The sequence below is a fragment of the Myxococcus sp. AB056 genome (genome assembly GCF_006547365.1).
Taxonomy (GTDB): domain Bacteria; phylum Myxococcota; class Myxococcia; order Myxococcales; family Myxococcaceae; genus Myxococcus; species Myxococcus virescens.
On sequence record NZ_VHLB01000074.1, the window covers coordinates 24,121 to 42,545 of the forward strand.

At 70.3% G+C, this 18,425-nt stretch carries 10 protein-coding genes; 4 read left to right on the plus strand and 6 right to left on the minus strand.

Annotated elements, in window-relative coordinates; all coding sequences use genetic code 11:
* The first annotated feature begins 84 nt into the window (after window positions 1–84).
* Complete coding sequence (locus tag FMP39_RS27090; protein WP_228558370.1) at window positions 85–2,010, plus strand: type 2 lantipeptide synthetase LanM; 1,926 nt, start codon at window positions 85–87, stop codon at window positions 2,008–2,010.
* Here the strand turns inward: FMP39_RS27090 and FMP39_RS27095 are convergent.
* The 3 genes from FMP39_RS27095 to treZ all read right to left on the minus strand — a co-directional run bounded on the left by FMP39_RS27095 (window position 2,000) and on the right by treZ (window position 7,120).
* Window positions 2,000–3,436, minus strand: a complete 1,437-nt coding sequence (locus tag FMP39_RS27095) for a M20 family metallopeptidase (RefSeq protein WP_194858581.1) — start codon at window positions 3,434–3,436, stop codon at window positions 2,000–2,002. The two genes, FMP39_RS27090 and FMP39_RS27095, sit on opposite strands and share 11 nt — an antisense overlap.
* A 159-nt stretch (window positions 3,437–3,595) precedes the next feature.
* Window positions 3,596–4,948 carry a discoidin domain-containing protein gene (locus tag FMP39_RS27100; RefSeq protein WP_141593044.1) on the minus strand — a complete coding sequence of 451 codons (1,353 nt, stop codon included), beginning with the start codon at window positions 4,946–4,948 and terminating at the stop codon, window positions 3,596–3,598.
* Window positions 4,949–5,254: 306 nt separating this feature from the next.
* A complete protein-coding gene (gene treZ, locus FMP39_RS27105; RefSeq protein WP_141593045.1) occupies window positions 5,255–7,120 on the minus strand; it encodes a malto-oligosyltrehalose trehalohydrolase in 1,866 nt (621 codons plus the stop codon).
* A gap of 250 nt (window positions 7,121–7,370) precedes the next feature.
* On the opposite strand from treZ, the gene FMP39_RS27110 reads away from it, so the two are divergent.
* Together FMP39_RS27110 and FMP39_RS27115 are read left to right on the plus strand one after the other, a co-directional pair.
* Window positions 7,371–8,516 carry an AAA family ATPase gene (locus FMP39_RS27110; protein ID WP_194858582.1) on the plus strand — a complete coding sequence of 382 codons (1,146 nt, stop codon included), beginning with the start codon at window positions 7,371–7,373 and terminating at the stop codon, window positions 8,514–8,516.
* A 108-nt stretch (window positions 8,517–8,624) separates the two neighbouring features.
* On the plus strand, window positions 8,625–9,005 hold the full coding sequence (locus tag FMP39_RS27115; RefSeq protein ID WP_194858583.1) for a DUF5335 family protein: 381 nt from the start codon (window positions 8,625–8,627) through the stop codon (window positions 9,003–9,005).
* Window positions 9,006–9,132: 127 nt separating this feature from the next.
* Here the strand turns inward: FMP39_RS27115 and FMP39_RS27120 are convergent, their stop codons facing one another.
* Window positions 9,133–9,963: a M57 family metalloprotease gene (locus FMP39_RS27120; protein ID WP_194858584.1), complete on the minus strand. Its 831-nt coding sequence runs from the start codon at window positions 9,961–9,963 to the stop codon at window positions 9,133–9,135.
* Between the two features lie 539 nt (window positions 9,964–10,502).
* On the opposite strand from FMP39_RS27120, the gene FMP39_RS27125 reads away from it, so the two are divergent.
* Window positions 10,503–11,963 (plus strand): phospholipase D-like domain-containing protein, encoded by a 1,461-nt coding sequence (locus FMP39_RS27125; RefSeq protein ID WP_141593049.1) that lies wholly within the window; start codon window positions 10,503–10,505, stop codon window positions 11,961–11,963.
* On the opposite strand, the gene FMP39_RS27130 is transcribed toward FMP39_RS27125, so the two are convergent.
* Window positions 11,960–13,354, minus strand: a complete 1,395-nt coding sequence (locus tag FMP39_RS27130; RefSeq protein ID WP_194858585.1) for an MBL fold metallo-hydrolase — start codon at window positions 13,352–13,354, stop codon at window positions 11,960–11,962. The genes FMP39_RS27125 and FMP39_RS27130 overlap by 4 nt on opposite strands.
* Window positions 13,355–13,618: 264 nt before the next feature.
* Entirely contained in the window at window positions 13,619–18,394 is a 4,776-nt protein-coding gene (locus FMP39_RS27135; protein ID WP_228558371.1) for a DNA topoisomerase 3, read from the minus strand.
* Between the last annotated feature and the right edge of the window lie 31 nt (window positions 18,395–18,425).

Below are 18,425 nucleotides of genomic sequence, written 5' to 3' on the forward strand. Positions count from 1 at the left end.
CACGCGCGTCCCGGCCTCGCCGGGCCGCGCGTTTCTATTTTCGCCCCACCGGGCCAGGGCCGACTGATGACGCGAAGGGCGCATGTGCTGCCATCCCTTGCACCAACACCTCCAGCCGCCCCACCCCGCTTTCCTCCGCAGACCCGCCGCCTCCTGGAGGCCGTCCGCAAGGGCCCCGAGGCCAGCGACTGCTTCCCGCCCATTGTCCGGCCCGGCCCCGAGCGTGTGCTGCAAGCGGCCCGCGCCTTCCAAGGTGCCAGTGACGCCGCGCGGCTGGGCGCCCTGCTCTCACAGCCCGCCTTCCAGCCGCTGGTGGATTTCTATGAAGCCCTGGGCGACGGGTGCGACGCCATTGCCCGGCGGCACCCGGGCCTGTTCAGCGCGCGCGTCGTGCGGCTCGCCAACGCGGCGCTGTTCGGCCCGGTGCTGACGGATGCCTTCGCCTTGTGCGCCGCCACCCCGGCGACACAGGGGCCCCACCCAGGGCTGCTCTGCCTGAGGGACGGGTTCCTGGCCTTCTTCGGCCTCTTCGCGAAGCGGCTCGCACGCGACCTGAAGGCCGGCGTCTTCCGCCGCGCGGGCTTCGAGGGCCCCGTCACCCGACTCTGGGCCAACCCCGAGGAGACGCACAACGGGCGGCAGCACGTCCTGCGCGTCCAGTTCCGCCGGGGCGGCGCGCTGGCGTACAAGCCCCGGCCCGCGAGCGGAGAGGCCCTCTTCCTGGCGGAGCCGGAGCGGCGTGGCCCACGCGCCTTCTTCGCCTGGGTCAACCAGCTCCCGGCGGCCTCCGGAGCGGTGCGGCTCCCCACCCTGCGCGTCCTGCGGGGACGAGGCAGGGACGCCTTCACGTATAGCTGGCAGGACTGGATTGAACGTCCCCGCCAGTGGGGCGTCCTCCGCGATTCGCCCCAACTGAAGCTCCACGGCTGCCAACTGCCGCCGCCCCAGGCCGCGCGCTACTGGCACCACGCGGGCGCCCTCACCGGCACGTGCTTCGCCGTGGGCGCGGCGGACCTGCAGGGCAGCAACCTGGTGGTGGGCGTCCGGCGCGGGCAACGCGAGCCCCTGCCCTACCTGGTGGACCTGGAGCTGTTCTTCTGTCCCGTGCGCCGGCTCCCGGAGACAGGGCTCATTTCAGCGGGGAACCGGCGCGGCAACCACCACGTCGGCTTCGAGTGGCGCGCCTGGTGGTGCACCACCGGCGGTCCGCTGCTGTGCTTCTTCCCCACCCGGAACGGCGCGCTCCAGCTTCGCCCGCGAAGGCGCGCGTGGGCCCGGGAGGAGGCCCGCTCCGTGGTGGCGGACACAGACGGCCACGTAGGCTACGCGGCCCACCTGCTGCCCTTCCTGCGCGGCATGTTCGACGTGTGGACCAAGCTGCTCATGGAGCACGAACGCGTGACGGCCTTCCTCGCGCGCGCGGCGCGGCGGCACCATGTCCGCGTGCTCGTCAAACCCTCGGACGCGTATGACGCGCCGCTGGAGCACATGATGCTGGCGTCCCCAGGGCAGGTGCCCGGCGCCAGCAACCGGGGCCGCGTGCGCTTCAGCACCGAGGAGCGCGAGCAACTGGGCCGCTACGACGTGCCGTACTTCTTCCGCAAGGCGGACGGCGGTCCCTTGCTGATGATGGATGCGCCGCCCACGTCCGCGGCCTTCCGGCCCGTGGGCGAGCAACAGTTCCTGGGGTCCACGCCGCCCCCTGCCCCGCACATCCTGAACGGCGAACAGCTCGGCCTGATGAACCTGGGCGTGGCCCTGCGGGACGCGGTGGACGCCGTCGCCCAGGACCTGCGCCACCGCGTCCAGGAGGCGCCCCAATGGGGCGTGCGTCTGTCATTGGCGAAGGACCGCCGCACGGGCGCGGTGTCCTTCGACTGGCCGGAGACGGGCAAGCGCCTGACGTTCTCCTGGAACCGCCGTACCGTGCGCCTCACCGACGAGGCGCTGGATGAAGCGCCCGCTCCCCGGCCTGGGAAGCGGGCACGGCGGAAGCCGCCTACCGCTTGAAGTGGTCGGCGATGACGCTGGCCACGCAGCAGGTGAGCTTCTTGCCCGTGGGGATGTGGAGGAACTCGTTGGGGCCGTGGGCGTTGCTGCCCGGGCCCAGCAGGCCGGTGATGAGGAACTGCGCCTCCGGGAAGCGCTCGCCCAGCATGCCCATGAAGGGGATGGTGCCGCCCTCGCCCATGGCCATGGCCGGCCGGCCGAAGTAGGTGTCGGACGCGGACTCCACCGCGTTCGACAGCCAGGAGGCCAGCGGCGGTGCGTCCCAGCCGGTGCTGGACTTCTCACCCTCGAACGTCACCGTCGCGCCGTAAGGCGGGTCCTTCACCAGCGCCTGCGTCAGCGCCTCCATGGCCGCCTTGGGGTCCACGCGCGGCGGGATGCGCATGGACAGCTTCACCGTGGTGAAGGGCCGCAGCACGTTGCCCGCGCTGTTGAGCGCCGGCATGCCGTCCACGCCCGTCACGGACAGCGCCGGACGCCACGTCCGGTTGAGCACCAGCTCCGCGCCGTCGTCCGACATGGGGCGGATGCCGGGCACCCAGGGGAACTTGGTGAAGACCTCCTCCCCCAGCACCTTGGCCGCCGCGCGGGCCTGGTCGCGCCGCGCCTCCGGAATCTGCGTGTGCAGGGCCTCCACCAGCACCTTGCCCGTGCCCTCCTCCTCCACGCGAGACAGCACCTGCCGGAGCACGCGGAAGGACGACGGGACGATTCCGCTCGCGTCCCCGGAGTGTACGCCCTCCGTGAGCACGTCCACCCGCAGGTTGCCGGCCACCATGCCGCGCAGCGACGTGGTCATCCACAGCTGCTCGTAGTTGGCGCAGCCGGAATCCAGACACACCACCAGCGACGGCTTGCCGATGCGCGGCGCCAGCGCCTCGATGTAGGCCGGCAAGTCGTAGCTGCCGCTCTCCTCGCACGCCTCGATGAGCACCACGCAGCGCGCGTGCGGCAGGCCCTGCTCGCGCAGCAGGCGGATGGCGGTGAGCGACGCGAAGGCGGAGTAGCCGTCATCCGCGCCGCCGCGCCCGTAGAGCTTGTCGCCCTCGCGCACCGGCGTCCACGGCGTCAGGCCCTCGCGCCAGCCCGTCATCTCCGGCTGCTTGTCCAGGTGGCCATACAAGAGGATGGTGTCGTCGCCCTTCGTCCCGGGCACCTCCATGTAGATGACCGGCGTGCGCTCGCGGCCCTTCTCGTCCTTGAGGCGCACCACCTCCAGCACCAGCCCGGGCAGGTGCTGGGCCTGCGCGAGGCACCAGTCCGCGACGAGCTGAACGGCGGCCTCCATGTGGCCGGAGCGGACCCAGTCCGGGTCGAAGGCGGGCGACTTGTTGGGGATACGGATGTAGCGCTCGAGCGCGGGGAGGATTTCCTGCTCCCAGATGCGGTCGGACGAGTCGGTGGCGGTCTGGACGTTCATGGCCATATCGGGCCGAATCCAGAACACGGGAGAGGGGCCCCTGTCGACAGGGGGAATCCACCAGGAGGCCGGATGGCGTTGATGGCCCCCATCGGATGCGCTGAAAACGCCCCACCCCGGCACTCCTGGGAGTACCGGGGCGGGGCGCCAACTGTCGTCAGCCGTTTACTGCTCCGCGGGGATTTCGCGCACGGACAGCCACTTGAAGTCCACGTCGGTGGCGCTGTCCCAGCGGAACACCGCGATGGGGCCGCCCCAGGTAATCGGCATGGCGTTCACCCCGCCGCCACAGTGGCTGGCGTCGCCACCCCAGCTACCCGAGTCCACCATGTCGTAGACCTTCTTCCAGGTCTTCTTGTCGGCGTTCTCGTTGAGGTACATCTCCAGGCGCACGGCGTCCTTGCCGTTGACCTTGGTGTTGCGCATCACCGACTTGAAGCCCACCCAGCGGCCGCGGAGCGCGGACGTGCCCGTCTTGTACGACGCCTGCTCGTAGGAGACGTGCCACGTCTCCTTCTGCCAGCGCACGCGGCCGTCATAGTGCAGCGAGCCCTTGTAGGCGCTGCCCTCGCAGCCCGAGTGGTTGTCGTTGTGCTTTCCGCCACGCGCGTACCAGGCGAAGTTGTCCGAGTTGTCGGACGTGGAGTTGACCTTGATGAAGCCCGTCATCTCCACGTTCCGCCAGTCGTTCGCCGCCTGCATGTAGCCTCGGCTGGCCAGCACGTCACGGTCGTAGGTCGGAATCTTGGACGCGCTGTAGCCCGTGGAGGTGAACACGGACATGCGCACCTTGCTGTTCTTCATCTTCCAGGAGCCGTCCGAGTTGCGAGTGATGGTGTTCTGCGGGTCAAAGCGATTGTCGGACGTCGCGTTGTCCGCCAGGAACCACTGCTCGCCGCCCGACCTGGTCGGGTAGATCATCGTCACGCCGAACTTGTCCTGCGTGGGCGTGGGGCCGGGGTCCGGATTCTCCGGGTCCGGATTCTCCGGGTCCGGATTCTCCGGGTCCGGGTCCGGGATGGTGGCGCCGGAGAGGGCCGCCATGTCCGTGATGCTGCCCCAGGTCGTCTGGGTGCTGCCGTAGAAGGTGACGCGCACGTAGCGGGCGTTCACCGTGGGGAAGGTGACGCGCTCGAACTCAGCCGTCTTCCCGGAGGAGATGCCCACGAAGACGCGGGTGAACGTGGTCCCGTCCGTCGACGTGGAGATGTCGAAGAGGTTGATGCGCTCGTTGCCACGGAACCAGGCGATGTCCAGGCCGTTCAGCGGCTTCACCGCCCCCATGTCGCCGCGAATCCACTGGCCCGCGCCCGAGGCCGACCAGCGCGTGGCCTTGTTGCCGTCCACCGCCATCGAGGGAGGGGTGGGAGCGTCATAGGAGCTGGCGGTGGCGGAGACGAAGCCTCCAGCGGCCAGCGCGGGCGTCGCGAACGCGCCGACAGCCAGCGAGAACGCGGTGACAGACGTACGGAAGCGCTTCCATCCCCCCAGGGACGAAGTCGAGTGCTGTCGATTCAAGTGACTACCTCAAGTGAGGCCGCGAGCTTCCGCGACACATCGGAGCGGCCAAGGGCCTTTCCGGAGCGCCGCGTTCCCCCCGCGGCGCGTGGACTTCCATCTCCCCGTCCGCCCGGAAGGAGGCACCCGCGCCTACGCGCGGAGGCTCTCTTCAGGAGCGGCCGGAGGTGTTACCGACTCAACGTCGGACTGCGGGCCCCAATACCCTTTGAGTCGATATGGAATTCCCACGACATTTCTTGAGCATGTTTTCAGCCATGCCCGCTCGCCCTGCGGCAATACATGCAATGAAACACGGCGAGTTTATCAGTCTTTGGCGGGAAGTCTTATCACAGCCAGAGCCGAACCATTCAACCGCACGGCGTCTTGCTTCAATGGCTGCAATTTTTCGGAGCCGCCGAAGCAAGCGTCTTCAGTCCACAGCACCAGCTCCGAGCCGGCGGGCACCGGATAATCCAGCGCGCCGCGCAGGCTGAGCAACACCTGCAGGCGCTGGCCGCCCCCGCGCCGTTCGAGCACCAGGGCGTCCGGCCCCAGGGCCCGGGCCGCATACGAGCCCCGCCCCGTCTCGCGCAGAGCGGGCTCCGACGCGCGCAGACGGAGCAGCTCCCGGTAGAGCGCTCGCACGCCCGCGTGCCCTGGCTTCTCCGCCTCCGCCCAGTCCAGTCGGGAGCGGGTGAAGGTGTCCTCCGCTTGCGGGTCCGGCACCTCCGCGCCCGAGAAGCGCGCGAAGCCGGCGAACTCCTTTCGCCGGCCCTCCGTGACGAGCTTGCCCAGCTCCGCGTTGTGCTCGGTGAAGTAGAGGAAGGGCGTGCTGGCGTTCCACTCCTGCCCCATGAAGAGCATGGGCGTGTAGGGGGACAGCAGCAGCAGTCCACTCATGGCGCGGAAGGCTGCGGGGCTCACGTCGTGCCCCAGCCGCTCGCCGAAGGCACGGTTGCCCACCTGGTCATGGTTCTGGATGCAGTGGACGAAGCGCCAGGGCTCCAGCCCATCCGCCTTCGTGCCTCGCGCATGGCCCAGGTTCTTCGACACCTGCCCTTCGTAGAACCAGCCCTGGTTCAGCGTGCGCGCCAGGTCCTCCGTGTTGCCCGTGTAGTCCTGGTAGTAGCCCTCGCTGTCCCCCGCGAAGGCGCGGCGCAGCTGGTGGTGGAAGTCATCCGCCCACACGCCGTCCAGCCCCAGGCCGCCCTCCGACGCGGGGCGCATCAGGCGCCGCTCGTTGCGCTCGTCCTCGGCGATGACATGCACCTGCCGGCCCGGCGCGCAGGCCCGCGCCCGCACGGCGATTTCGGTGAGCAGGTGCGGCGTGCCGTCGTCGATGATGGCGTGCGCGGCGTCCAGGCGCAGGCCGTCCAGGTGGTAGTCGGCAATCCACATCTCCACGTTGGCCAGCACCTGGGTCCGCGCGTGGGCGCTGCCTTCGCCGTCGTAGTTCACCGCGTCGCCCCACGGCGTGTGGTGGCGGCCGGTGAAGTAGTGCGGCGAATACACCCGCAGGTAATTCCCATCCGGTCCGAAGTGGTTGTAGACGGCGTCCATCAGCACCGCGAGCCCGTGCGCGTGCGCGGCGTCCACCAACCGGCGCAGCCCCTCCGGACCGCCGTAGGCCTGGTGGGGCGCGAACAGGCTCACGCCGTCGTAGCCCCAGTTGCGGCGTCCCGGGAAGGACGCCACCGGCATCAGCTCCAGCGCGGTGATGCCCAGCGCCTTGAGGCCGGCCAGCCGCGGGATGAGCGACTCGAAGGTGCCTTCGGGCGTGGCCGTGCCCACGTGCACCTCGTAGATGACCAGCGCCTGCGGCGCCACGCCCTTCCAGCCCGCGTCCGTCCAGGCGAAGTCGGGCACCACCACTTCGGACGGCCCATGCACGCCCTGGGGCTGCGAACGCGACCACGGGTCCGGGAAGGGGCCTTCTCCGTCCACGCGCAGCTTGTAGCGAAGCCCCGCGCCCTGCCCTTCCAGCACCGCGCCGAAGCAGCCGCCGGGCTCCGGCGTCATCGGCAAGACGCGGCCGGGATTGCCTTGCGCGTCGTGCAGCACCACCTCCACGCGCTGGTGGCCGGGCGCCCAGACACGCCACCGCACCCGCCCGTCCGCCTCCACCCACGCCCCCAAGAGAGGGGCCTTCGACCGCGCTGCCCGAGACTCATCCGCTGGACCCATGGGCATGTCCCTGTAATGCGTCACCCCTGTCCTTGAGGAGCACTCCGTGAGGCCAGCCGCGCCCGCCGCGCGGCGGATGTTCACGGGTAGGCATGGCGCCCGAAAGGAATGGGAACCGGCCGACGGTGTTCGTGACGACGACACCCCGGCTGGAAGATGACCGTGAGCAGGCGCACGGGCCGTCTTGTCGGCCCCGCTCCCCGCCAGGATGATGCGCCCGCCGGCGGCCACCCGCCCCTGATTGGAGTCCCCTGGAATGAGCATCACCCACCCTGGCCTGGAGCCGCTGCCCGAATCGCCTGACGAGGACGTGCGCGCGCGCGTCGCCGCCATCGAGGTCCTCTCTCCCCGCGAAATCGACGAGCGGTTGTCGGACCTGGGCTACCGGGGGCAGACGGAGGCGCGCCGCGCGGCATCCGTGCTGGCGTACCGGCACCTGCGCCGCATCCGTCACCTGTTCCTGGAGGGGCTCGCCCCCGAACCGGGCATGCGGGAGAACTGCCTCTTCCTGGGGCCCACCGGCTCGGGGAAGACGTTCCTCGTGGAGCTGCTGTTCCGCGAAATCCTCGCCGTGCCCACCGTGCTGGCGGACGCCACGCAGTTCTCCGAAACGGGCTACGTGGGCGACGACGTGAGCACGCTGCTGTCGCGCCTGTACGAAGCCGCGGACCGGAACGCGGCCTGGGCCGGCTGCGGCGTGGTGTGCATGGACGAGTTCGACAAGCTCGCCACCAGCCGCTCCGACAGCCGCTTCGCCGGCCAGCAGACCACGAAGGACGTCAGCGGCTTCGGCGTGCAGCGCAGCCTGCTGCACATGCTGTCCGCCCCCAGCGCGGACTTCCCGCCCGACTTCGGCTTCACCAGCCGCCAGCGGCCCGACACCATGGAGCTGGCCTGCGTCACCTTCATCGCGTGCGGCGCCTTCAGTGGCCTGGGCGCCACCGCGGAGGGGCTGGCCCGGAGCGAACACCTGGGCTTCGGCCGCGAACCGCTCCCGGCGCGGGCGGAGAGCATCGCCACGCGAGTGACGGAGGAGCAGTTGGAACAGACCACCGCCTTCGCGCGCTACGGCTTCATCCCGGAGCTCATTGGCCGCTTCAACCGGCTGGTCTCCTTCTCGCCCCTGGACGCGGGCACCCTGGGCGACATCCTCCAGCACAACGTGCTGCGTGCCTACGAGCGCGAGTTCGAGCAGGAAGGGCTGCGCCTGCAGGTGGACACCGAGGTGCGGGAGTTCGTCGTGGCCCGCGCGCTCAAGCGGGAGACGGGCGCGCGAGGGCTGCGCACCACGCTCGCCCCCTTGCTGGAGCGGGCCGCCTACGAGCACTTTGGCCAGCGAGACAACGACGGCACGCTCCGGCTGACACTGGAGGGCGGCGAGGTCCAGGCGCGGCGGGTGTAGCCGCGCGCCTCCCGGCCAGGTGACGTGCCAGGGAAGCAGGCCCGTTCCACACCCCGCACGCACAAGCCTTACGGTTTTGCTGAGCAACGGAATCCGGAGGGCAGACACATGCATCACACTCGGGAGATACCCAGGGAAGGCTGGGGGGACTACCTCGCCTTGCTGAGCAACCTGGAGCGCGACCACTGGGTGCGCATCGAGACGGAGAGCGTCGACTTCGGCGACCAGCCGCTCGCCGGCAGGCTGCCGCTGGTGGAGATTGCCCTCGAGTCGAAGGGGAGCGACCAGGGCTCCGTGGAAATCATCGTGGGCCGGCCGGGCGGAGAAGTCACCCACCGCATCCTCAAGCCCGACCACATCTACGCGGACGAGAGCGAGAGCGGCGAGCTGGAGTGCCTGGACATCGAGGACGCGGACCACGTGAAGACGCTCATCTTCTTCGAGTCGCAACGCGCGGGCGAGGAGCCGAGCATCGGCGCGCCGTCCTGACGACGGGCCCCACGTGAGCACGATGAGGCCGGAAGGCACCCGCCCGAGCACGGGGTGCCCTCCAGCCAGCGCGCCTTCCTGACCGGGCCTCACGGCGCGGCCAGGGCGGCGGTCCTGCATCGTGGGACTACGGGTACAGCGCGCGAGCGCCCTGCTTGTCCAGGGTGGTGAGCACCAGGTCGCCCGTCTGGGTGCCAGCGCACTGCGGGTAGTGCATGACGGACGCGCGGTCATACGTCGACGTCAGGGCGCGCCACGCGTTGTCCTCGAAGCAGCCGCTGCCCGTGGAGCGGGTGTGCTCGTGGCGGAAGCCCAGCACGTGGCCCAGCTCGTGGCGCATGATGCCCTCCAGCGTCCAGGGCGAGATGGGGCCGAAGGCGGTGTTGTCCACCAGCACGTTGCGGCCCGAGCGCCCCGAGTTCGGGAAGAAGGCGCGCGCCAGGTACTGGCCGCCCGAGTTCACCGGACGCACGTCGAAGAGCACGTTGTTGTTCGAAGCGGTGCAGGCCCCGTCCTGCGCCGTCACGTGGGTGAAGTTGACGTTCGCGGTGGCCTCCCAGGCCGCCGTGGCGCTGTTCATCGCCGTCACCACGCGCGACTTGTTGCCGGAGAAGGTGCTGCTGACGCAGTACGTGAGGTTGCGCGCCTGGGTGGCGCTCCACTTCACGTCCCCGCTGAGGGCCTTGGTGGGGCTGGTGTTGTAGACGGCCAGGCCACCCCGGCTGGTGCCCGTCTCCGCCGCGACGTGGTTGTCGAAGAAGGCGCGCAGCTCCTCCTCGCTGTCCAGCGCCATGTCGCCGTCGAAAATCAGCTTGCCCTCGGGATCCTCGTACACCGAGGCCCGGAACTCCTCCCACGTCATCTTCGTCGGCTCGGACTCGGAGGCCTCCGGGCCACCGCACGCGGAACCGAGAAGGGCCACACCAGCAACCAGCGCAACGGAGCGGAACTTGAGCATCTTGGGGTTTCCTCTGACGCCTACTTCGGGGGACGCACCCGCCGCCCGGCGATTCCGCCAGCCGCGGCCTGGAGCGCTCCGCCCTTGAGCAACCGCCGCGCCAATCCGACGCCCAGAGGACAAATCAAGCTTTCACGACATTGCATGGACTAAAGACATTCCATGTTTGGAGTCAAAGGACGTAAACGCTCCTGACGGCGCGCCCGGCAACGTGGCGTCGGCACGGAGGAATCGCGTCTTCCGAGGGAGCTGCATCCAAACCAGACAGTGCTGTCTGGTTGTCGGTCACCTGCCCCGTGGGTCAGGTCCGCTGCGCCCGGGGGGAAAACCACCCGTTGCAAAACGCCAGACATTGGCAAGATGCATTCCCAGACAGCCTGCGTCAACCCTCTCACCGCAGCAGGGCTGGATTCATTCAGCCAGCGCCGGCACACGGGGGATGGCGGCCGAGGGGGTTGATTCCCGACGCCCGGGGGCGCTGAGGACTGCGCGCTCCTTGCGGGCGTGATAGGCGGAACAGGAGGACCCCGCCGTTCGCTATGCACCTGTTCGACATCCCCGCCTGGTTGGAGGTGGCCTGGCCCCATGTGGTGGCGGCGCTGACCGTGCTCATCAGCGTGGTGGCCAGCGCCCATGCGGTGCTGCACAAGCGGGACGTGCGGGCTGCGGTGGGCTGGGTGGGGCTGGCGTGGCTGGTGCCGGTGCTGGGCGGGGTGCTGTACGTCCTCCTGGGCATCAACCGCATCCGGCGCCGGGCGCGCTCGTTGATGCTGAAACAAGAGCACGGCCGCTTTCCGCCGCTGTTCCAGGTGGCGCCCATGAAGGCGGAGACGGTGAGCGGCCCCCACCCAGAGGCCGCTCCCCTGACACCCCTGGTGCGGCTGGGGGACGCGGTGGTGGGACGGCCGCTGCTGCCGGGCAACCGCTTCACCGTGCTGGAGTCCCGCCGGGACGCCTACCCCGCCATGCTGGAGGCGATTGACGCGGCGCGCACGACCCTGTCGCTGTGCAGCTACATCTTCGACAATGACGTGGCGGGCCGGCACTTCGTGGAGGCGCTGAGCGCGGCGGTGAAGCGAGGCGTGGAGGTGCGGGTGCTGGTGGACGCGGTGGGCTCGCGCTACACGTGGCCGCCCATCCTGGGCCGGCTGCGCCGAGCCGGCGTCCGCGCCGCGCGCTTCCTGCCGTCGCTGATGCCCTACCGGCTGCCCTTCGCCAACCTGCGCAACCACCGCAAGCTGATGGTGGTGGACGGGCGCGTGGGCTTCACGGGGGGCATGAACATCCGCAAGGCCTTCTGGCCCGGCGAACATGCCGCCGTGGACCTGCACTTCCGCGTCGAAGGACCGCTGGTGGGGCAGCTCCAGGAGACCTTCGCGGAGGACTGGGCCTTCACCACGCGCGAGCGGCTGACAGGCGAGGCCTGGTTCCCGCCGCTCACCGAAGTGGGCACCGTGCTCGCGCGGGGCATCGCGGACGGCCCGGACGAGGACTTCGAGACGCTGCGCACGGTGCTGCTGGGGGCCCTGGCCACGGCGCGGACGTCGGTGCGCATCGTCACGCCCTACTTCCTCCCGGACACGGCGCTCATCACCGCGCTGAGCGTGGCGGCGCTGCGCGGCGTCCAGGTGGACATCCTCCTTCCCGAGAAGGGCAATCTTCCGCTGGTGCAGTGGGCCGCCTGGGCGCAGCTGTGGCAGGTGCTGCGGCCGGGCTGCCGCATCTTCCTCACCGCCCCGCCCTTCGACCACACGAAGCTGATGGTGGTGGACGGCGTGTGGTCGCTCATCGGCTCGGCCAACTGGGACCCGCGCTCGCTGCGGCTCAACTTCGAGTTCAACGTGGAGTGCTACGACACCGCGCTGGCCACGCAGCTGGAGGGCGTGGTGGCCGCGCGGCTGCGCAACGCGCGGCCCCTCACGTTGGAGCAGGTGGACGCGCGCGCCCTGCCCATCCGCTTGCGGGATGGGCTGGCGCGGCTGCTGTCGCCGTACCTCTAGAGCAGGGCGCGCCGGACCCGCCAGAAGGTCTCCTTGGCGGCACGGTAGCCCCGCGAGTCCTGGGGCAGCAGCATGCGCAGCAGCTCCGCGGACTGCGTCTGCAGGGGCCGCACGCAATGCGTCTCCACCTTGGCACGCAGGAAGCCCAGCGGGTCGCGCTTGCGGTAGTCCGCGAAATAGGTCCGCAGCTCGTTGCGCGTGCGCGCCTGCCCGTTGTCCGCGTACTTGGCCACATAGGGACTGAAGTCCGGGTAGAGCCGCCCCGCGCCGAAGTCGCCGTGCAGCGTCGTCTTCATGAAGTTGCCAATGAGCAGGTCGTCGAAGACCTGGTAGCGCACGGCCGACATCAGCGAGCCGCGTGGCACCTCGAAGGTGATGCCCCGGCGGAAGCGGCGCTTCTGGAATTCGATGACGTGCTCCCGGCCGCCCACGCGGAAGCGCAGAAAGTCGAGCGTGCGCCCCAGGTGCTCCACGCCGAGGAAGTAGGTGGTGAGCGCCGTCACATCGTCCGTGTCCAGTGAATCGCTCCAGTCGTCACCGAAGGTCTTGGGGTCCACCGGGCGCAGGACGCGCTCCCGGGGCTGGATGCGCTCCGTCTGACCGCGGATGAAGTCGTGGCGGATGAACGCGGGCAGCAGTGAGCAGGTACGCGACTCGAAGCCCCGGCCGTAGTCCTCCAGCCGGGTGGTGTACTCGGAGGCCCAGACGCTGTCGGCCCGCTGGTACTTGTGCATGGAGCTGAAGGGGATGAAGTAGCGCACCCCATAGAACTCCGCCTGCCGGGCAATGGTCCGTCCCACGGGCGTCTTCGCCGCGGCATGGGGCGCGATGCGCTGCCCATCCTCGGTGAAGAAGTTGATCATGTCCGCGTCGCCGTACCCGGACAGGGCCAGGAGATACGACTCCTGATACCCGCTGACCACCTTGCGCACGAAGTGGCTGGCCCCGCGGTCCCCCGCGTCGTTGAGGTTGACCAGCAGCCGCCCGTCCATGTCCACCAACAGGACGGCGTCCTGGTTCACGTCCGGCAGGCACATGACGCGGATGCGCGGTGACAACTGCGTCCACACCCGGTCCGCCAGCACGTGCACCTTGAAGCCCTGCCCGCGCAGGTCATCGCGCATGCGGTGGCCGAAATGGTTGGGCACCAGCAGCGTACGCGAGCGCAGCGCGCCCAGCGATTCCATGCTCAGGTGGTCCGGGTGGCCATGAGACAGCCACACGTAGGGACAGGCCTGGATGGCCTCGCGCTGCGCCGCGGGAATCTCATGCGACAGCGTCCAACTCCCGAAGTATGCGCTGCCGTCCGTCCACGGGTCGGTCACCAGCACCGGACCGTGGTCGTGGCAGATGAGCGTGGCGTTTCCAATCGTCTCGAAGCCCAGTTCCATCGCGTGCCCCCCTTCGCCCTGCGTCCGCGCACAAGTCCGCTGGTTTGGCCGGTCCAACGTGACGATGGGCGGACGCCGCCTGCACTGCCCGGCAGCACGGTGAAGATGATTCGTTGCCTGGACGCACGCTGCCCGTTCCTGCGGGCGTGGAGACGCGGCCCCTTGCGCCCCGCCCTCGGACTTGCGCTGGAATCTCCGTGGCGCGCGGAGGGAAGCGCCCTTCCCTTCATGGGAAGGCCGCCTCCTTCCGCGAGGCGTCCGGGCTCAGCTCCTGCGCGCCACGAGGGAAAGAATCTGCGCGCCGTAGCGCTCCGTGAGGGAGGGCCCCACCCCGTGGATGGCCATCAACTCCGAGCCATTCTCCGGACAGGCCGCCGCGATGGCCTCCAGCACCCGGTCCGTGAGGATGCGAAAGGCAGGCACGCGCCGCTTGCGCGCCTCCGTGAGCCGCCAGGCCTTCAAGGCCTCCACCATTTTCGGAGAAGGCTCGGCCGCGGCGCGGCGGCCCGGCGCGGAGGCACTCAGAGCCCCCGTGCTCCGGGATGCACGCGGCGCCCCGGCGGTGCTCTTCGCGGGAGCGTTCGCGCGCCAGTGCGTCGGCGAGTCTTCCTCATCGGATTCGGATGCCGTGCGCCGCGTCGCGGCCCCGGCCTTGGCGCGGACCGTGCGCTTCTTGGCCGTGGCCCGCTTCGCGGTGCCCTTCTCCGCGCCCTTGCCCCGCTTGCGCTTCGCGGCCTTCTCCAGGGGCAACGGCAAAACCACCCGCTGGGGGTCCACCGCACGCGTGCGCCGGCCCTCGTCCGTCAGGGCGAGGCGCTGGAACGAGATGACCTGCCCGTCCTTGTCGAACGAGTCCACCTCCAAGCGCGTCAGCCCGGCGCGGACCAGTCCCCCCACCAGTCGCTCGAAGTCGCGCCGTGGCAGGGACTCTCCGAACAACTCGCGGTGGAGCCGTCCGGTGGCCTGTCCGTCCCGCTCCTGGAGCGACTCCAGGATGCGCTCCAGCCAGTGCCGCTCCGCGGAGGTCGGCTCGGCGAAGCGCAGCGTGGCACAGTCCTCCGGCGCGCAGACGTCACACAGGCCACAAGGCTCACCCGAATCCTGGGTGTCACCGAAGTGCCCCACGAGCTGCTTCATGCGGCAGCCATGGGCCTCCGCGTAGCGCCCCATCTGCTCCAGGTGCAGCAGCTTGCGATCGCGCTGGGCCGAGTACGACGCGGACCAGCCCGGCTTCCCGCGCATCACCGTCTCGTCAGGCGTCATGACGACGCCGCCGTGAATCCAGAGCTGCTCCAGTGCCTTGTCGAAGACCTCGGGGTCTCCTCGCACGCGGCCCTGGAGCACGGCCTTGGGCTCGAGCTGCGGCGCCGTGGACTTGAACAGCCGCTCCAGCACGTACGCTTCCGGGTAGTCGCGCCTGTGGAAGAACTCGTGCGTGCGCCGGTCGATGTACGAATGCAGCAGCACCGCGCGCGACGGCTTTCCATCGCGGCCCGCGCGGCCCAGCTCCTGGTAGTAGCCCTCCAGGCTGGCGGGGAGCGCCGCGTGGATGACGGTGCGCACGTCCGCCTTGTCGATGCCCATGCCGAACGCCGTGGTGGCCACGATGACCTCCAGCGAGCCTCGGAGGAACTCGGCCTGCACCCGGTCTCGCTCCGAAGGCTGGAGCCCCGCGTGATAGGCGGCCGCGGGGAACTCGCCCGCGAGCTGGTCCGCGAGCTGCTCGGCATGCTTGCGCGTGGCCGCGTAGACAATCGCGGGCCGGTTCTCCTCGTCCTCGAGCAGGCCCTGGATGGCGTCGCCGCGCGCGCCGGGGTTCAGCTCCCGCACCTCGATGGCGATGTTGGTGCGGCGAAAGCCGTGAATGAAGGTGCGCGCCTTGCCCCCGGGGCCTTGCAGGCCGAGCTGCTGGACGATGTCCCGCTGCACGTCCGGCGTGGCGGTGGCGGTGAGCGCCACCACGGGCGCGGGGCGCAGCAGGGGCAACCGCGCGCCCAGGAGCCGGTAGTCCGGGCGGAAGTCGTGTCCCCACTGGGAGATGCAGTGGGCCTCGTCCACCGCGATGAGCGCGGGCGTGCGGCGCGCCAGGAACTCCACGAAGCCCGGGACGCCGAGCCGCTCGGGCGCGATGAACAGGAAGTCGAGCCGGTCCTCCAGGTAGTCCGCGCACACCTGCCGCGACATGGCCCGGTCTCTTCCGGAGTGGATGCGGTCCGCCGCGAAGCCGAGCGACTGGAGCCGCGCCACCTGGTCCTCCATCAGCGCGATGAGCGGACTCACCACCAGCGTGGTGCCCGCGCGCGCCAGACCCGGCAACTGGTAGCAGAGCGACTTGCCGGCGCCCGTGGGCATCACGAGCAGCAGGTCCTCTCCCGCCGTGGCCGCGCGGCACACGGCCTCCTGATACGGCCGGAAGTCCGAGAAGCCGAACGCCTCCTTCAGCAGCGGACGCAGCGCCTCGGGCGCCGTCGGTGCGCGCCGCACGCGCTCCGGCCGCTGCCCGGTGGACGCGGCAGACGCCGGGGTCCTCGCACGGTTCACTGGAGCGCGAGCGGCGCCCGTGTTCTCCCAGGCCCCGGCGTTCCAGCCCGCGCCGTCCGCCCGCGGAAGGCGTGAGGCCGCTCCTCCGCCCGGTGACATGGTGGAGGACAGCGGCTCGCCATGAGGCTCCGAGCGCCCCACGGAGCCCGAGGTCCTGCTCCGCCGCGTCCCGAAGAGCGGCTCCGAAGCCTCCGAGAACGCACCCGGGCGTCCCTGTCCCGGCACACCCGGCGCGGCATCCGCGAAGCGCTCGGCAGAAGCCTCCGCGAACGCCCCCTGCCGGCCACGCCCCGACACTCCCGCCGAAGCATCCCCGAAGCCCTCAGCAGAGGACTCCGCGAACGCCCCCTGCCCGCCAGGGCCACGCGCTCCCGCGCCAGCGCCGTGCGCCGCGCCCTCGCTCGCCACCTGCGCCGCACCGCCCTGCCCCCAACCTGCTCCAGGTGGAGCCCCCAACACATCGTTGCGCGGAGGCCGTTGCGGCGCGGTGGCGCCATGGCCCACCACCTCGATGACATACGCCTCGATGCCGCGGATGAACTCATCGAGCTGGCCTTCGCCACGCTCGATACGCTGGAGCCACGCTTCCCACTGGCCCGTCATGGCCGGTGTCTTCACATCCGGGTGCACCACCTGGATGAGGTGGATGCCCTTCTCCGTGGCCTCCATCACCTTGCCCCGGCGGCGCAGGTACTCGCGGTCCAGCAGCACCTCGATGATGGCCGCGCGGGTGGCGGGAGTCCCCAGGCCCGTCTCGCGCATCGCGTCCGCGAGCTCCTTCTCATCCAGCGCCCGCCCCGCCGACTCCATGGCCGTCAGCAGCGTCGCATCCGTGAAGCGCGGAGGCGGACGCGTGCGCTTCTTCACCGCCTCCACGTCCTCCACGGACTGCGGCTGCGCGCGCGCCAACCCCGACGGCAGCGTCTGGGGCTCGTCCTCCGGCTCCCGCTCCGCGTCCTCGCCCTTGCGCCCCTCCGACTTCAGCCGCGGCGCCTTCTGTCCGCCGCCAATGTCCAGCACCTTCCAGCCCACCTGCTCCACCTGGGTGCCCGTGCTCTGGAAGCGGTCCACCACGGGCGGCGCCCCTGCCGACGTCACCGCGGTGATGACCGTGGTGACCCGCCAGACGTGGTCCTCGTGCCACGCCTGGAGCAGACGCCGGCACACCAGGTCATAGACGCGCTGCTCGTCCGGAGACAGCCGCACCCCGCCTGGCGACGTGGGCGTGGGGATGATGGCGTGGTGGTCCGTCACCTTCGCGTCATCCACATAGCGCTTGCCCAGCGCCCGAGCCCCCGTACCGACGGCCAGGTCCTCCTCGTAGGGCCCGCGAATGGCGTTCACCACCTCCGGCAGCGTGTCCGCCACGGTGCGCGACAGGTGCCGACTGGCGGTGCGCGGATAGCTCAACAGCTTGTGCTTCTCGTAGAGCGCCTGCGCCACCTCCAGCGTGCGCTGCGCGCTGAAGCCATGGAGCCGGTTGGCGTGCCGCTGCAGCTCCGTCAAGTCGTAGAGGAGCGGAGGCGCCATCCGCTTCTCCTCCGACTCCAGCGATTCGATGATGGCCCGCCCGGCGCGCACCCGGTCGATGATGGCCTGCGCCTCCACGCCGTTCGCATCCAGCCGCCGCGCCTCGCGCACGCCCTCGAAGCCCGGGGGCGCCACGGGCTTGCCATCCGGGCCCGAGCGGAACCACGTGCCCTTGTACAGCGCGTCCGGCGGAACCCCCTTCGCCCTGGGCGCGAAGGTGGCCACGAGCTCCAGGTAGTCACGCGGCACGAAGTCGCGGATGGCCAGCTCGCGCTCCACCACCATGGCCAGCGTGGGCGTCTGCACCCGGCCCACGCTCAGCATCTCTCCGTGGCCCCCGTGCGCCAGCGTGTACAGGCGCGACAGGTTCATCCCCACCAGCCAGTCCGCCCGGCTGCGCCCCATGGCCGCGGCGGCCAGCGCTTCGTATTCACGGCCGTCCGCGAGCCGGCGGAAGCCGTCCTGGATGGCCCGCTCCGTCAGCGACGACACCCACAGCCGCTGGACCGGCTTGCGGCACTTCGCCGCGTCGTAGATGTACCGGAAGATGAGCTCGCCCTCGCGCCCCGCGTCCGTGGCGCACACCACCGAGGACACCTCCGGCGCGTTGAGTACCTGCTTCACCACCTCGAACTGACTGCGCGTCTCCTTGGAGACGACCAGCGGCCAGTCCGCCGGGAGCATGGGCAGCAGCGCGCGGCTCCACTTCTTCCAGTCCGCGCGAATCTCATGGGGCTGCGCCAGGCCCACCAGGTGCCCGATGGCCCACGTCACCACGTAGCCATTGCCGCGCAGCCAGCCCTCACCGCGTTCGTTCGCCCCCAGCACCCGCGCGATGTCGCGCGCCACCGAGGGCTTCTCCGCCAGCACGGCCAGCAGGGAGGGGCGACCGGAGGACGCCTTCGTACCGCCGTCCCTGCCTCCGCGCCTGTCCTCCCGGGGCGTCTCGCCCATCTCTTCCCACCTCATGTGCCCTGTCCCCTCCCGCCCACCACACCAC

Excerpts from the sequence above, each read along its gene's own strand:
- FMP39_RS27125 (WP_141593049.1), top strand. The coding sequence starts at position 10,503 with ATGCACCTGTTCGACATCCCCGCCTGGTTGGAGGTGGCCTGGCCCCAT.
- FMP39_RS27120 (WP_194858584.1), bottom strand. The coding sequence starts at position 9,963 with ATGCTCAAGTTCCGCTCCGTTGCGCTGGTTGCTGGTGTGGCCCTTCTC.
- treZ (WP_141593045.1), bottom strand. The coding sequence starts at position 7,120 with ATGCCCATGGGTCCAGCGGATGAGTCTCGGGCAGCGCGGTCGAAGGCC.
- FMP39_RS27130 (WP_194858585.1), bottom strand. The coding sequence starts at position 13,354 with ATGGAACTGGGCTTCGAGACGATTGGAAACGCCACGCTCATCTGCCAC.
- FMP39_RS27115 (WP_194858583.1), top strand. The coding sequence starts at position 8,625 with ATGCATCACACTCGGGAGATACCCAGGGAAGGCTGGGGGGACTACCTC.
- FMP39_RS27135 (WP_228558371.1), bottom strand. The coding sequence starts at position 18,394 with ATGAGGTGGGAAGAGATGGGCGAGACGCCCCGGGAGGACAGGCGCGGA.
- FMP39_RS27095 (WP_194858581.1), bottom strand. The coding sequence starts at position 3,436 with ATGGCCATGAACGTCCAGACCGCCACCGACTCGTCCGACCGCATCTGG.
- FMP39_RS27110 (WP_194858582.1), top strand. The coding sequence starts at position 7,371 with ATGAGCATCACCCACCCTGGCCTGGAGCCGCTGCCCGAATCGCCTGAC.